The sequence below is a fragment of the Thermomonas sp. genome (assembly GCF_029945965.1).
GTDB lineage: Bacteria > Pseudomonadota > Gammaproteobacteria > Xanthomonadales > Xanthomonadaceae > Thermomonas.
Window position 1 is genome coordinate 126,587 of sequence record NZ_JAQSDO010000008.1, and the last position, 13,819, is coordinate 140,405.

The 13,819-nt window shown below is 61.2% G+C and carries 13 protein-coding genes; 3 read left to right on the forward strand and 10 right to left on the reverse strand.

Going from position 1 to position 13,819, the window contains the following annotated elements; all coding sequences use genetic code 11:
• Positions 1–93: 93 nt before the first annotated feature.
• From PSV05_RS03700 to dnaA, 10 genes are all read right to left on the reverse strand, one after another.
• Positions 94–507 (reverse strand): biopolymer transporter ExbD, encoded by a 414-nt coding sequence (locus tag PSV05_RS03700; protein WP_300061652.1) that lies wholly within the window; start codon positions 505–507, stop codon positions 94–96.
• 12 nt (positions 508–519) lie between these two features.
• Positions 520–945 (reverse strand): biopolymer transporter ExbD, encoded by a 426-nt coding sequence (locus tag PSV05_RS03705; RefSeq protein ID WP_300061655.1) that lies wholly within the window; start codon positions 943–945, stop codon positions 520–522.
• Between the two features lie 31 nt (positions 946–976).
• Positions 977–1,735: a MotA/TolQ/ExbB proton channel family protein gene (locus PSV05_RS03710; protein ID WP_300061658.1), complete on the reverse strand. Its 759-nt coding sequence runs from the start codon at positions 1,733–1,735 to the stop codon at positions 977–979.
• 88 nt (positions 1,736–1,823) lie between these two features.
• Positions 1,824–2,498 (reverse strand): energy transducer TonB, encoded by a 675-nt coding sequence (locus PSV05_RS03715; protein ID WP_300061661.1) that lies wholly within the window; start codon positions 2,496–2,498, stop codon positions 1,824–1,826.
• A gap of 150 nt (positions 2,499–2,648) precedes the next feature.
• Positions 2,649–3,695, reverse strand: a complete 1,047-nt coding sequence (locus PSV05_RS03720; protein WP_300061664.1) for a tetratricopeptide repeat protein — start codon at positions 3,693–3,695, stop codon at positions 2,649–2,651.
• Between the two features lie 244 nt (positions 3,696–3,939).
• On the reverse strand, positions 3,940–4,752 hold the full coding sequence (locus PSV05_RS03725) for a M48 family metallopeptidase (RefSeq protein ID WP_300061666.1): 813 nt from the start codon (positions 4,750–4,752) through the stop codon (positions 3,940–3,942).
• 82 nt (positions 4,753–4,834) lie between these two features.
• Complete coding sequence (gyrB, locus tag PSV05_RS03730; RefSeq protein WP_300061668.1) at positions 4,835–7,309, reverse strand: DNA topoisomerase (ATP-hydrolyzing) subunit B; 2,475 nt, start codon at positions 7,307–7,309, stop codon at positions 4,835–4,837.
• Between the two features lie 103 nt (positions 7,310–7,412).
• Positions 7,413–8,495: a DNA replication/repair protein RecF gene (recF, locus tag PSV05_RS03735; RefSeq protein WP_300062255.1), complete on the reverse strand. Its 1,083-nt coding sequence runs from the start codon at positions 8,493–8,495 to the stop codon at positions 7,413–7,415.
• Positions 8,496–8,565: 70 nt separating this feature from the next.
• Positions 8,566–9,666 carry a DNA polymerase III subunit beta gene (dnaN, locus tag PSV05_RS03740; RefSeq protein WP_300061670.1) on the reverse strand — a complete coding sequence of 367 codons (1,101 nt, stop codon included), beginning with the start codon at positions 9,664–9,666 and terminating at the stop codon, positions 8,566–8,568.
• Between the two features lie 281 nt (positions 9,667–9,947).
• Complete coding sequence (dnaA, locus tag PSV05_RS03745) at positions 9,948–11,273, reverse strand: chromosomal replication initiator protein DnaA (RefSeq protein ID WP_300061672.1); 1,326 nt, start codon at positions 11,271–11,273, stop codon at positions 9,948–9,950.
• Positions 11,274–11,510: 237 nt separating this feature from the next.
• On the opposite strand from dnaA, the gene rpmH reads away from it, so the two are divergent.
• Genes rpmH through yidC form a run of 3 tightly spaced genes read left to right on the forward strand, consistent with a single transcriptional unit; the run spans position 11,511 to position 13,787 of the window.
• Complete coding sequence (gene rpmH, locus PSV05_RS03750) at positions 11,511–11,651, forward strand: 50S ribosomal protein L34 (protein ID WP_187553495.1); 141 nt, start codon at positions 11,511–11,513, stop codon at positions 11,649–11,651.
• A 31-nt stretch (positions 11,652–11,682) separates the two neighbouring features.
• On the forward strand, positions 11,683–12,150 hold the full coding sequence (gene rnpA, locus PSV05_RS03755) for a ribonuclease P protein component (RefSeq protein WP_300061675.1): 468 nt from the start codon (positions 11,683–11,685) through the stop codon (positions 12,148–12,150).
• On the forward strand, positions 12,147–13,787 hold the full coding sequence (yidC, locus tag PSV05_RS03760) for a membrane protein insertase YidC (RefSeq protein WP_300061678.1): 1,641 nt from the start codon (positions 12,147–12,149) through the stop codon (positions 13,785–13,787). Before rnpA ends, yidC begins: the two co-directional genes overlap by 4 nt.
• Positions 13,788–13,819 lie beyond the last annotated feature (32 nt).

Sequence of the window (13,819 nt, forward strand, 5' to 3'; positions counted from 1 at the left end):
GCGTCTGCGGGTCGTGCATAAAAAACGCCGCCCTTGCAGGCGGCGTTTGATCGAAAAAAATAAGCGCGCCGGTCTCCCGATGCGTTGAAGCCATCAGTTCTGGACGAAGCCGATTTTCACCATCTCGGCATTCTTCGCCGCGGTCAGGACCTTGGCCAATGTGCCGTATTCGGCATTGTTATTGGTTTCGATCTGCAGTTCCGGCTGGTTACTCGGATCGCGCTCAACTTCGTTCTTCATCATGGTGACAAGCGAAGCGATTGGTGTCGGCGTGTTATTCCAGAATATCTGGCCCGAAGCATCGATGCGCAGCTCGATCGGATCCGGCGGGTCTTTTGGATTCTCCGGTGGCTTATCGGTTTTCTGCGGCAGGTCAACGTCGACTGGAATCGACTGGATCGGCATGGTCACCATGAAGATGATCAGCAACACCAACATCACGTCCACGAGGGGGGTGACGTTGATGTCGGACATCGCACCGCCGGATGCACTTGAAGCAAACGCCATGGGAGGTTCTCCTTACTGGCCTTTCTTGGGCGGTGTGGTAATGAAGCCAACTTTGGCGATACCCTGAGCCTGGGCCACCTTCACCACGTCGCTGATCATGCGATATGGCGTGGTCCTGTCGGCACGGATCTGCACTGGTGGCTGCGGCGTTTTCTGTGCTTCGACCGAGAGCTTGCTTTCGATGAACTGGCGGGTGGCAGGCTCGTCATTCCAGAACAGCGCGCCGGCCTCGGTCACCGAGATGGTGACCGGTGGCGACTTCGCCTTATCCGGCTTCTTCGCGAGCACGGCTTCCGGCAGCTTCACCTTCACCTTGTGGTTCATCAGTGGCGTGGTGATCATGAAGATGATCAGCAGTACCAACATCACGTCCACGAGGGGCGTGACATTGATTTCGGCCATTGGCCCGCCGCTTTCGTTACCGGAACTGAAGGACATCTTGGGGCTCCGTTAAGGCGTCGTTCGTCAATCAGCGCTTGCCGGCCACTTCGCCAACGCGTGAGCCGGTGGCGAAGAAGTCGTGCAGGTCGTGCGCGAAGGTATCGAACTGGTTGTTGGTGACGCGGTTCAGGCGGACGTAGAAGTTGTACGCCAGCACTGCCGGGATCGCCACGGCCAGACCGAGCGCGGTCATGATCAGCGCTTCACCCACCGGGCCTGCCACGGCCGAGATGGACGCGTCACCGGAAGAACCAATGGCGATCAGGGCGTGGTAGATGCCCCACACGGTACCCAGCAGGCCGACGAACGGCGCGGTGGAACCGACAGTGGCAAGCACGGTCAGGCCACTTTCCAGGCCCATGGACTCACGCGTTACTGCCTGACGCAGGGCGCGGTCCACGAACTCGGAACGGTTCAGCGACTCGGCCAGGCGCGAACCATCATGGCGCTGATGGTGGGCAGCCGCCTGGGCAGCATCCAGGGCGATCTTGGAGAACGGCTCCGACTTGGGCTGCTCTTCCATGAAGCGGATCGCATCCTGTGCATTCGGGGTCTCCCAGAACGTCCCGACCACGCGTTCGGCGCGACCACGCATGCGAATGTTCCTGAGGAAGTTGATGATGATCCAGTACCAGGACATCACCGACATGACGGCGAGCGTGATAAACACGATCCAGCCGACGGGGTCGAAGTTCTGGACCAGGGATTCAAAACCCATCTGCTGCAGCGCGGCGGCGTTGTTGCCTCCGGCGGCGTCAGGGGAGACAGCAGTCGATTCGAGGAACATACGCTTACCTTTGAATGTCGTGGAAGGGGTTTAAGCACTGGAACTTTAAGGACAACAGCTAAGTAGTGCGAGTAAGACGGTACTTCGATCAGCGTTGTAGGGTGAAGTCCACCGGCACCCGTACGCGACTTGCAACCTTGCGGCCATCACGGGTTTCCGGGTTGAACCGCCACCGCTTGGCTGCCTGTAACGCCGCACGGTCCAGGTTGCGATTGCCGCTGGACTTTTCGACTTCAACGTCAAGCACGCCACCATTGGCATCGATGCTCACGAGCAACACCGTGGTGCCTTCGATATTCCGACGTTGTTCTTCCTTCGGATACTGCGGCGGATTCATTGCCCGCGAGGATGTATCCACGCTGGAACTGATGTTCGAGACCGGGGCCGGTGGCGCCGGTGGCGCCGGCGGTGGGGCCTGCACGTCGACCGCACGTCGTTCATCTATGATCACCGGAGGATCTTCCGGCGGCGGCGGCAGCACGGTTTTGGTCGGCGGCGCCAAGGTCTTGATCGGCGGCGGCGGCTTGTCCGTCGGCGGCGGCGGCGGCGGCGGCGGTGGTGGTGGCGGTGGTGGCTCGATGAAGGTGACGCTAACCACGTCCGTCTTCTCCGCGTCTGGTGTTGGCGGGGTCAAAGGAGCGAGCAACATCAACAGGGCCGCAGCGTGTAGCGCAACTGCGAAGCTGATGCCGGTGATGCGCGGCCAGCTTACTCCACCTTGGCGGTTGTCGTTGTTCTCGGGTTTGGCGAGATCTAGCGTCATGCGCACGGCTCTGGGTGTGGGGCCCTGCGTTTTAAGCGCCGGGGCAACAATCTGCGGCCCTAGGGCCGCAGGAACCTCCAAGTCTATACCAATCTCCTAGGCTTGTTCCAAGCCCGGATCATGGTGCAGTGATTTTTTGAGAAGCACGTCTCAGCGCGTCAGAATGTCCTTTGCTTCCTCTGGCTTTTTCAACCCCTTGTCAAGCGCTTTCTGGGCAGCAGCCTTTGCTTCGGCCTTCTTGCCACTGTAGTCCAGCACCTTGGCCAGATTAAGATAGGCCTCGCCATCGTCCGCGATCGGCCCGGCCTTCGTGTACATCTCGATCGCCAAGGGAATTTTGTCGTCGGCGTAGGCATTCTGCGCCAATACCATGTAGTCCTTTGCCAGTTGTGGATTCTGATCCAGGATACCCTTGCTGCTGCCTGCTTCCATCACGGCCCTGGCGTCGTTCCAGCGATTTGCATTCATGTAGCCCACATAGAGGGCGCGCAGTTCCTTGCCGTCAGTGAGCATGCCGCGCTTGTAGGCAGCTTCCAGCAACACATTGGCCTGATCGAACTTGTCGGCAGCCTGCAATGCCGCCACCGCATTCATCAACACCCGCTTGTCGTCCGGGTTTTTCGCGATCAGCGCCTTGTAGGCGGCAGCGGCTTCGTCGTTGCGGCCCAAGTTGGCAAGAAGGTCGGCCCGGAAGCTGAAGTGTTCCGGCTTTTCAGACTTGCTCTCGGCCAGGAAGCGATCGATCGTCGCCAATGCGTCCTGGTACTTGTCCTGCTGGTACTGGATTACCGCCAGATTGAACATGGTGGTGTAGTGGCTGTCATTGTCCAGGCCATTGCTGTCGAGCGCCTTCCTGAAATAGTCCGCTGCCTTGGCCTGGTTGTCCTGGTCGGCAGCCGCATTGGCGGCCAGCGAATAGGCGAACGATTTGTCATAGTTGCTCGCGGTCGGCATCGCGGCGATTTCATCCGCCTTGGCCATCACGCCTGCCATGTCCTGCTTCCCATACAACTCTTGCAGGCCCTGCAGCTGCTTCAGCAACTTGCCGGTGGCCTGGGCTTCCGGCGAAACCCGGGTTGCATTCGGGTACAAGGCCGGCTTTTTCTCTTCATTGGCCTTCTTGTCATTCTTGTCATTGCTTTTAGCCCCGGATTCGCCCCGAATCTGGGCCAGGCGCTGGGCGCGCTTGTCATGCATCGACATCCCCGCGTCGGTTGTTTTTGGCTCTGGCTGCTGCTGGGCACTGGCAACCGGTGTGAGCACGGCAAGCGTGAGGGCGGCAACAATGGCGATATGCAGGGGTCGGACGTGGGAGGGGGTCATAAGGCACCTTGGATCAAGGGAAACAAGCCGCCACATGGGCGGGGGACGCACCGTATCAGAAAGCGTGGCGCCTGAACCGTGCTACAGGATGGCTTGGGTAAGCCTAGTTTACTGGAGCTTACTGACATCTTGGTGTGTTGCCGGATGCGCGCGCGGCCAGCATGGTGGGGCGCAAGCCGTCCGCACGCTGCTGCAGTTCACGCAGGCGCGACGACGGATCGGGGTGCGTGGATAGCCATTCCGGTGGACGCGAGCCACCCGCTGCAGCCATGTTCTGCCACAACACCACCGCGCCGTTCGGATCGAAGCCGGCTTTAGCCATGAGTTGCTGGCCAACCACGTCGGCCTCGGTTTCCTGGGCGCGGCTGTTGGGCAGCAGGAACAAGCCCTGCGCCGCGACGCCACCCACCTGCTGCGCGGTATCGGCAACGCCTTGGCCGTAGCGTGAGCCCAACAGTGCACCGATGATGCTCAGGCCAGTCTGGGTCTCCATTTGCCGGGTGATCCGCTCATCGTGATGGTGCGAGACCACATGCCCGATCTCGTGGGCGATCACGCCGGCCAGCTGATCCTGATTGCGCGCGACCTTGAAGATGCCGGTGTACACGCCGACTTTGCCGCCCGGCAGCGCAAATGCGTTGGCTTCCGGATCTTCGAACAGCGCCACGTCCCAGCCCAGGCGCTGCCAGTCGGAGGGAAGCTGGCGGACGATGCTTGTCACCACACAGCGTACATACGCCGTCTGCCGGCTGTCGCGGCTCTGCGGCGTCTTCGCCTTGGCCTCGGCGAAAGCCTTGGCCCCGAGTTCGGCCAGTTGTGCTTCCGATACCGCACCCACGACCTGTCGCCTGCCCGTAGGCGACGTAGTGGTGGCGCAGGCGGTGATTGCACTAGAAATTGCCAGCGCCAGTAACAAGGCTCTTGCCTTCATGATCGCATCCTTCGGGAAGTCAGTCCCCTTGTAAGGCAAGCGATCTGAAGGGGGCGTCAATCCGAACGCCGCAATCACCGACTCAAACGTCGAGGTTGGATACCCGCAATGCGTTTTCTTCGATGAACTCGCGGCGGGGCTCCACTACATCGCCCATCAAGGTGGTGAAGATGGCATCGGCGGCCACCGCATCCTCGATCCGCACCTGCAACAACCGACGGGTCTCCGGGTTCACCGTGGTATCCCACAGTTGTTCCGGATTCATCTCGCCCAGGCCCTTGAAGCGCTGGATCTGGCGGCCCTTCTTGGCCTCGTCAAGCAGCCACGCCTGCGCCTGCGCGAAGCGCTCGACCGACTGCGACTTGCTGCCGCGCTGGATGCTCGCGCCATCCCGGATCAGGCCATATAAAACGGCCGCGACATCGCGCAACGGACGCAGTTCGCCATGCTCGAACGCTGACAGCGGCAGCACCTGGATCAGTTCCTCGCCCATGTGCTGGCGAGTGATCAGCAGCGCACCTGCTCGGGTTTCATTGGCTTCCTGCAGGGTCAGCGCGTAACGCGGCTTGCCCAGGCCGCTTTCGTTCAAACGACTCGAAAGCACCCTGAGTTCACCCGCCAAGTCGGCGTGCGACGCCAACGAGGCCGCATCGAGCGGCGTGAAATCCATCAGTGCTTCGAGCACGTTCGAATCGAAGCGATGCGCATTTCGGGTGATCGCAGCGCGTGCATTGGCGAATGTGAGCAACAGCGCCTCAAGCGCCGCACCCTCGATCGCCGGCTCGCCTGCCGCAGGTATCAGGGACGCGCCATCCACGGCGTTGTTGGCCAGGTAGGCATCCAGCGCGGCATCGTCCTTCAGGTACAGCTCGTTCTTGCCCTGCTTGATCTTGTACAGCGGCGGCAAGCCGATATAGATATGGCCACGCTCGATCAGTTCCGGCATCTGCCGATAGAAGAACGTCAGCAGCAGTGTGCGGATATGGCTGCCGTCCACGTCGGCGTCGGTCATCAGGATGATGCGGTGATAGCGCAGCTTGTCCGGGTTGTACTCATCCTTGCCGATGCCGGTACCGAGCGCGGTGATCAGCGTGCCCACTTCGGCGCTGGCCAGCATGCGGTCAAAGCGCGCACGTTCGACATTCAGGATCTTGCCCTTCAGCGGCAGGATCGCCTGGGTCTTGCGGTTGCGGCCCTGCTTGGCCGAGCCACCTGCCGAATCGCCCTCGACGATGAACAGCTCGGACAGTGCCGGATCCTTCTCCTGGCAGTCGGCCAGCTTGCCGGGCAGGCCGGCGATATCCAGCGCGCCCTTGCGACGGGTAAGGTCGCGGGCCTTGCGCGCAGCCTCACGGGCACGCGCGGCATCGACGATCTTGCCAGCGATGGCACGGGCCTCGTTCGGGTTCTCCTGGAGGAACTCCTCCAAACGTGACGCGAACGTGCTGTCAACTACAGGTCTCACATCAGATGAGACTAATTTTTCCTTGGTCTGGCTGGAAAAACTCGGGTCTGGGACCTTGACCGACAACACCGCGATCATGCCTTCGCGCATGTCGTCGCCCGACAAGGTGATCTTGGCCTGCTTGGCGATCCCGTTCTGTTCGATGTAGTTGGTCAGGGTCCGGGTCAGCGCCGAACGGAAGCCGATCAGGTGGGTACCACCGTCCTTCTGCGGGATGTTGTTGGTGAAGCAATACATGGATTCCTGGTAGGAATCGGTCCACTGCAAGGCGACATCCACGACGATGCCGTTCTGTTCACCGCTGACCGAGATCACGTTGGGGTGCAATGGCGTCTTCAGCTTGGCCAAGTGCTCGACGAAGCTGCGGATGCCGCCTTCGTACTGGAACACGTCACGCCGGCCTTCACCGCGCTCATCGAGCAAGGTGATCTTGACCCCGGAATTCAGGAACGACAGCTCACGCAGGCGCTTGGCCAGAATGTCGTAGTGGAACTCGGTGTCGGTGAAGATCTCGGTGGCCGGCCAGAACCGCAACAGGGTGCCACGCTTGCTCGAATCCCCCAGCCGTTTAAGCGGGTATACCGGCTCACCCAGCGCGTATTCCTGCTGGTAGTAGCCGCCGTCGCGCCAGACATCGAGCAACAACTTCGAGGACAGCGCATTCACCACGCTCACGCCCACGCCATGCAGGCCGCCGGAAACCTTGTAGCTGTTGTCGTCGAACTTGCCTCCAGCATGCAACACAGTGAGGATCACCTCGGCTGCAGACACGCCCTCTTCCTTGTGGATATCGACCGGGACGCCGCGCCCGTTGTCGCTGACCCCGACCGAGCCGTCGTCGTGGATTGTGACCACGATGTCGTCGGCATGACCTGCAAGCGCCTCGTCCACTGAGTTGTCGACCACCTCGAACACCATGTGGTGCAGGCCGGTGCCGTCATGCACATCGCCAATGTACATGCCGGGCCGCTTGCGTACGGCCTCAAGCCCACGCAGGACCGTGATCTTGCTGGAGTCGTAATTGCCGGTGTTGGCAGGCGCGTTCGGGGTGCTTTCGGGCGCTTGGCCCGTTTCGTTCTGGTTCTGCGACATCGGTGCGTCAGGCTCCGTCGGCACGCCAGTCCGGCGCGTCGAGACACATTAGCTATAGAGGCACGCAGTATAGCAACCGCAGCATTTCGCTGCTTTTGGCGGCCTACGCGCTCGCCCGAAGTACACCATGTTCCACGTGGAACATGGTGACATCAATCCCGAGATCGGATAATCCAGCAGGCGGCTCGGTTCCTGTCACGAAGACTTGCGCGCCGCATCCGTGAAGGTATTGAAGTACCCGTTGTTGATGGTGACGATCAAGTTCCGAGGCCAGGTCATCCAGCTGCAGCACCGGCCATACGCCGTCGTGCTCTGCCAGATGCGCGGCCTGTGCGATCAGAAGCGATAATGCGGCAAGTTTGGCTTGCCCGCGCGACAGGCTTTCACGTCCTGGTAGGTGACCGAACTCCAGGCGAAGATCCGCGCGATGCGGCCCGATCGTGGTGTGGCCCTGGCCCTGGTCCCGTTCACGTGATAGCAATAGCGCATCGACCAGTGCCAACTCCTGCGCTTTCCAGCCTGGTTGCAAGCTCAGCACGACCGAACCGGCCGTTGGAAACAGGGCGGCGACCACCCGATCCAGATGCGGTTGCAGCCGACCAACGTAGGCGTCGCGATAGGCGCTCAGCTGTTCACCCGATTGCGCCAACTCATGCTCCCATGCGTCGAGCTGGCTGTCGGCGCGCGGGAATCGCAGCAGGGCATTGCGTTGCTTCAGCGCCCTCGCATAACGGCGCCATTGGGGTAGGAAATCCTGTTCCACGTGGAACAACCCCCAATCCAGGTAACGGCGGCGGGCTTCGCTGCTGCCATGGATAAGGATATGGCTGCCCGGCTCAAAGCTGACCACCGCCAATGCCGCGCACAATTCCCCCAAGTGATTGACGTTGGCGCCATCCAGGCGTGCCTCCCACTTGGATCCAGTATGGCGCAGTCCTGCACGATGTTGACCAGCCGCTTGTTGCCATTCCAGATACACCTCCAAGGCTGCTTCGCCCTGGCGAATCAAGCCGTCGCGCACGCGCCCACGGAAGCTTCGGCCATGCGCCATCAAGTGCATGGCTTCAAGCAGGCTGGATTTACCGCTGCCGTTGTCGCCCACGATCAGGTTGAAGCCTGGCGCTGGCTGCAGTTCCTGCTCCTTGAAGCGGCGAACGTCGCGCAGGCGCAAACGCCGGATCTGCACCGCCTGCGAATGCGACAACGCCCGGACTGTACCGGGCGTTGTCATGGTTGTTCCACGTGGAACAAACCCATCAGAGTCGGAGCGGCATCACGACGTGGCGGCAATGCACACTGTCTGCGCCGCGCAGCAAGGCCGACGAGTTGGCATCGCGCAATAGCAGGACAACATGCTCGTCACGAAGCGCGGTCAATGCATCCAGCAGGTAATTGACGTTGAAGCCAATCGCCAGCCCATCAACATGGGTATCGGCTTCGATTTCTTCCTGGGCCTCTTCCTGCTCCGGGTTATGCGCACTGATCTTCAGCTGTCCTGGCGAAACCTCAACCCGCACACCGCGATATTTCTCGTTGGACAGGATCGATGCGCGCTGCAGCGCGGCACGGAACACCTCACGCTCGATCTTGACCTCGCGATCGGCACCGATTGGAATCACCGCTTCGTAGTCCGGGAACTTGCCGTCGATCAGCTTGCTGGTGAAGGTGACATCGTCGCGCTTGACCCGGATGTGGCTACGCCCAAGTTCCAGTTCCAGGCTGCGGTCGCCGCCTTCCAGCAGGCGCTGCAGTTCCTGCACGCCCTTGCGCGGCACGATGATCTGGCGCTTGCTTCCGGACGCGTCTTCGAGCGTGGCTTCGCACAAGGCCAAACGATGACCGTCAGTCGCAACGCAGCGCAACGTGTCATCGCGCAGGTCGAAGAGCAAGCCATTGAGGTAGTAACGGACGTCCTGCTGGGCCATGGCGAACGCGGTACGCTCGATCAGCTCCTTGAGGGCAGCTTCCGGCACGCTGACGCGTTCGGTGGCTTCGGCCTCGTCGACGGACGGGAAATCGTTGGCAGGCAGGCTGGCCAAGCTGAAGCGGCTGCGCCCGGCTTGCACGGTGACCTTGTCGCCAGACTGGCTGATGGTGACTTTGCTGCCATCGGGCAGGGCCCGCACGATCTCGAACAGCTTGCGTGCCGGGATCGTGATCTCGCCGTCCTGGGCGTCATCGACCGAGGTACGCGCAATCATTTCGACCTCAAGGTCGGTACCGGTCAAGGACAGTTCTCCCTCACGAACCTTCGCAAGCAGGTTTGCCAGGACAGGCAAGGTTTGCCTGCGTTCGACCACGTTGACGACCTGAGCAAGAGGCTTCAACAGGACTTCGCGTTGCAGGGAGAACCGCATGTTGACCCCTTCGAGGATATTGGTGCGCGGGCAGGCAGCCCGCTCTTTAAGAATTGTATAAAACTAGAAAGCTGGTAGTAATAGTGCGGCAAAAATCGTGGGATAACGAGAATAACTTATTGTTTTATATATCTATTTCAGGATTCATTCCCGGTGTGAAACAAGCTACGAGACTGCGTACAACATGTGGATAAGTTTTCAGCATGGCAGCTAAGCCACGGTTATCCACACCTTATACCGCCATCATCCACGCCCTTGCTGGTCGCGGCGTGCCCAGGCAATCATTCACTCAACTTCCTGATCAGTTTCTCCCAATCCTCATGCAGCTTGCCATCGATCCCCATCAGGTGCCGGATCTGGCGGCAGGCATGCAACACCGTGGTGTGGTCACGCCCGGCAAACGCATCGCCGATCTCGGGCAGGCTGTGTTCGGTCAATTCCTTGGCCAAAGCCATGGCGACCTGGCGCGGCCTGGCCAGAGAACGGGTCCGCCGTTTTGACAACAAATCCTTGATCTGCAAGCCATAGTAGTCTGCCACGACCTTTTGGATATTGGCGATGCTGATCGCTTGTTGCTGCGCGCGCAGCAAGTCGCGCAGACTTTCCTGGGCGAACTCCAGAGTGACCGCGCGTCCGGCCATGCCAGCCTCGGCAATCAGCTTGTTGATCGCACCTTCCAGCTCACGGACATTGCTGCGCATCTTCTTGGCGATCAGTTGCGCCACTTCATCCGGCACTTCGGCGCCGCGTTCACGCGCTTTGGCCAGCACGATCTGGGCACGGGTTTCGAAATCCGGCGGGTCGATGGCCACCGAAAGCCCCCAGCCCAGGCGTGACTTCAAACGCGGTTCCAGACCGTCGACCTCGCGCGGGTAGCGGTCGCAGGTCAGGATGATCTGCTGGCGCCCGTCGAACAGGGCATTGAAGGTATGGAAGAACTCTTCCTGGGTTCGGTCCTTGCCAGCGAAGAACTGGATATCGTCGATCAGCAACGCATCGATGCCCTGGAACTGCCGCTTGAACGCGTCCATGCCGCCGCTGGTCTTGTCGTACAGGGCCTTGGTAAAGGCATTCATGAATTGTTCCGAGCGCAGGTACATCACCTTGGCCGCGGGATTGACGACGCGCATCTGGTTGCCGGCGGCCATCATCAGGTGGGTCTTGCCCAGGCCGGTGCCGCCATACAGCAGGAGTGGATTGTGGGCCCGATCGCCTGGCTTGAGCGTGACCTGCCAGGCGGCGGCGCGGCCCAACTGGTTGCTACGACCTTCGACGAAATTGTCGAAACAGTAGTGGCTGTCGAGGTTGCCTTGGAACGGTTCGGCTGGTCGTGCAGCAGGCGCGGCCTGGCTGGTCGTGGCGACCGGTGCCCGCCTCAGTGTGCCGATGTCCAGGTTCACTTCGCCCTGACTGCCGAAATGGGAGGCCAATTCGCGGATCCGTGGCAGGTAACGGAGGCGAACTTCGTCCAACACGTAGGGATTAGGTGCATAAAGCACCAGCGACTGATCCCGGCGCTCGGCCTGCAAGGGGCGCAGCCAGGTCTGTACGTCCTCCTGCGGTAGTTCCGCTTCAAGGCGTTGCAGGCAAAGAGGCCAGACATCCATGGTAGTGCGCGACCTCGTCAGGACCCGTGTCGAGGACCATCGACGACGGGACGGGCGCCGTGCTGGCCGCCTGTGGATAAATCGGGAGACTGGCAGCGTAGCATCGCCTCTGACAATGGGCTACCAGCGATAGCCTGGTGGCCGCATGCAGGAATCAACTTCAAGGTCAACTTGACCCAGGTTTGGAAGCTGGCTATCCTTGCGAGTCTATTCCGCTGAAAACAACGCAGACCCGCCATGGCGACCAAGCGCACCTACCAACCCAGCAACCTCAAGCGCAAGCGTGACCACGGCTTCCGCGCCCGCATGGCGACCGCCGATGGCCGCAAGATCCTGGCCCGTCGTCGCGCCAAGGGTCGTCGTCGCCTGACGGTCTGACCCGGCGCCGGCCCCGTTGCCGGACGTCCGCGTGATTGCAACATCACCACCGCAAAAGCCAGCACCCGCTGGCTTTCCGCGTTTGGCGCGAGTGCGTGCGAAGGCTGAGTTCGACCGAGTGTTCGGCGAGGGTCGGCGCATCGCCGATCCCATGTTGAGCCTGCACCTGCTGGCGGATCAACAATCCGCCAGGCTAGGCTTGGCGGTTTCGCGCAAGGTCGATCCGGATGCAGTGGGTCGCAATCGCATCAAGCGCGTCATGCGTGATGCGTTTCGCCAAAACCGCAGCCAACTGGCGCCTGGCGCTTACGTGCTGGTGGCGCGCGTCCCGGCCGGAAAAGCGGCCAATACGGAGTTACGCACGGCCTTCCTGCGCTTGCTGCAACGTGCCGGCGCGTTGCCCATGCCGCCCATGGACGGCACAATGCCTCCGGCAACACCTTCCCTTCCCCAAGAAAGTGCCGCGCTCATGCGCCGGCCGAGTCCGCCTGTCCGATGACCCAGACCCGTACGTTCCTGATTTTCGCCTGGTTGATGGTGGCGGCCTTTTTGTGGATGGAGTGGAACAAGGAACACCAGCCACAGCCGGTCGTGCAGACGACCGTCGTGGCGGTTGCAGCAGACACGCCAGTGCCGTCCGCAAACATTCCCTCGGCCAGCGTACCCGGCGCCAGCGCCGCGCCAGTCGTGGCTGCGAGCAGCAATGCACCCAGCGTGACGCTGAGCAACGATGTACTCACACTTGAGCTCGACGGCCGCAGCATCACTGGTGCCAAGTTGCTGAAATACACGCAGAGCCGTGATCCCGGCAGCCCGAAGGTCGTGTTGTTCGATCCCGTGCCGGCCAGCTACTTCGCCGCGCGCAGCAGCTGGCTGGGGCCCAATGGCGTCGACGCCCGCTTCCAGCCTGAGACTGCGGCCCGCGAAGCCGTCCTGGCCGCCGGAGCCAAGGACGTGAGTGTCAATTTCATCGCGCACGACGCCAATGGCGTGCAGGTGCGCAGGACTTACACGCTGGCCCGCGGCAGTTATGCGGTCCGCGTGCATGACGAGGTCAGCAATGCCGGCAACGCGGCATGGACAGGCAGTGTCTATCGGCAACTGCTGCGTATTCCGCCGGCGGCCAAGCATGGCATGACCAACCCGGAATCGTTCAGCCTGAGCGGCGCGGCCTGGTACAGCCCGGAAGACAAGTACAAGAAGCGCAAATACCCAAACTTCGTCGATGATGGTCCATTGGATCAGGAGGTCACCGGTGGCTGGGTCGCGTTGTCGCAGCATTACTTCCTGACCGCATGGATCCCGCAAAAGGATCAGGCCGCACTGTTCTCGTTACGCGTAGCCGGGACGACGCACCGGATCGAGGCGCGTGGGCCGCAGATAACCCTCAAGCCCGGCCAGCAGTTCAGCAGTGATGCCACGCTGTGGGTCGGGCCGAAGCTGGCCGAGCAGATGGAAACCATCGCTCCCGGCCTGGAACGGGCGATGGACTATGGGTATTTCACCGTGCTCTCCCAGCCGATTCACTGGCTGCTGACCCAATTGCACAAGCTGACCCACAACTGGGGTTGGGCGATCGTGTTGTTGGTCGCATTGCTCAAGCTCGCGCTGTATCCACTGTCGGCGGCGCAGTACAAGTCGATGGCCAAGATGCGCAAGTTCCAGCCGCGCATCGAGCAGCTCAAGGAGCGCTACGGCGAAGACAAGCAGAAGTTCCAGATGGCGATGCTGGAGCTGTACAAAAAGGAAAAAATCAACCCTGCCGGCGGCTGCCTGCCGATCCTGATCCAGATGCCGGTATTCCTGGCCCTGTACTACGTGCTGCTGGAAGCGGTGGAACTGCGACAGGCGACCTGGATCATGGGCTGGGTCAGCGACCTGACCGCGCGCGATCCGTACTTCATCCTGCCTGTGCTCAATGGCGCGATCATGCTGCTGACCCAGCGGCTGACGCCGATGGCCGGCATGGATCCGATGCAGAGGAAGATGATGCAGCTGATGCCATTAGTGATGATGGTGATGTTTGCCTTCTTCCCCGCCGGCTTGGTGCTGTACTGGGTGACCAACGGCGCGTTGGGCCTGTTGCAGCAATGGTGGAATACCAAGCGCTATGCCGAGGCACCCGCCAAAGCCTGATCCACGGTTAGCCAGCGAACGAAGCCTGCCTT

Excerpts from the sequence above, each read along its gene's own strand:
- PSV05_RS03700 (WP_300061652.1), bottom strand. The coding sequence starts at position 507 with ATGGCGTTTGCTTCAAGTGCATCCGGCGGTGCGATGTCCGACATCAAC.
- PSV05_RS03705 (WP_300061655.1), bottom strand. The coding sequence starts at position 945 with ATGTCCTTCAGTTCCGGTAACGAAAGCGGCGGGCCAATGGCCGAAATC.
- PSV05_RS03710 (WP_300061658.1), bottom strand. The coding sequence starts at position 1,735 with ATGTTCCTCGAATCGACTGCTGTCTCCCCTGACGCCGCCGGAGGCAAC.
- PSV05_RS03715 (WP_300061661.1), bottom strand. The coding sequence starts at position 2,498 with ATGACGCTAGATCTCGCCAAACCCGAGAACAACGACAACCGCCAAGGT.
- PSV05_RS03720 (WP_300061664.1), bottom strand. The coding sequence starts at position 3,695 with ATGCATGACAAGCGCGCCCAGCGCCTGGCCCAGATTCGGGGCGAATCC.
- PSV05_RS03725 (WP_300061666.1), bottom strand. The coding sequence starts at position 4,752 with ATGAAGGCAAGAGCCTTGTTACTGGCGCTGGCAATTTCTAGTGCAATC.
- gyrB (WP_300061668.1), bottom strand. The coding sequence starts at position 7,309 with ATGTCGCAGAACCAGAACGAAACGGGCCAAGCGCCCGAAAGCACCCCG.
- dnaN (WP_300061670.1), bottom strand. The coding sequence starts at position 9,666 with ATGCGGTTCTCCCTGCAACGCGAAGTCCTGTTGAAGCCTCTTGCTCAG.
- dnaA (WP_300061672.1), bottom strand. The coding sequence starts at position 11,273 with ATGGATGTCTGGCCTCTTTGCCTGCAACGCCTTGAAGCGGAACTACCG.
- rpmH (WP_187553495.1), top strand. The coding sequence starts at position 11,511 with ATGGCGACCAAGCGCACCTACCAACCCAGCAACCTCAAGCGCAAGCGT.
- yidC (WP_300061678.1), top strand. The coding sequence starts at position 12,147 with ATGACCCAGACCCGTACGTTCCTGATTTTCGCCTGGTTGATGGTGGCG.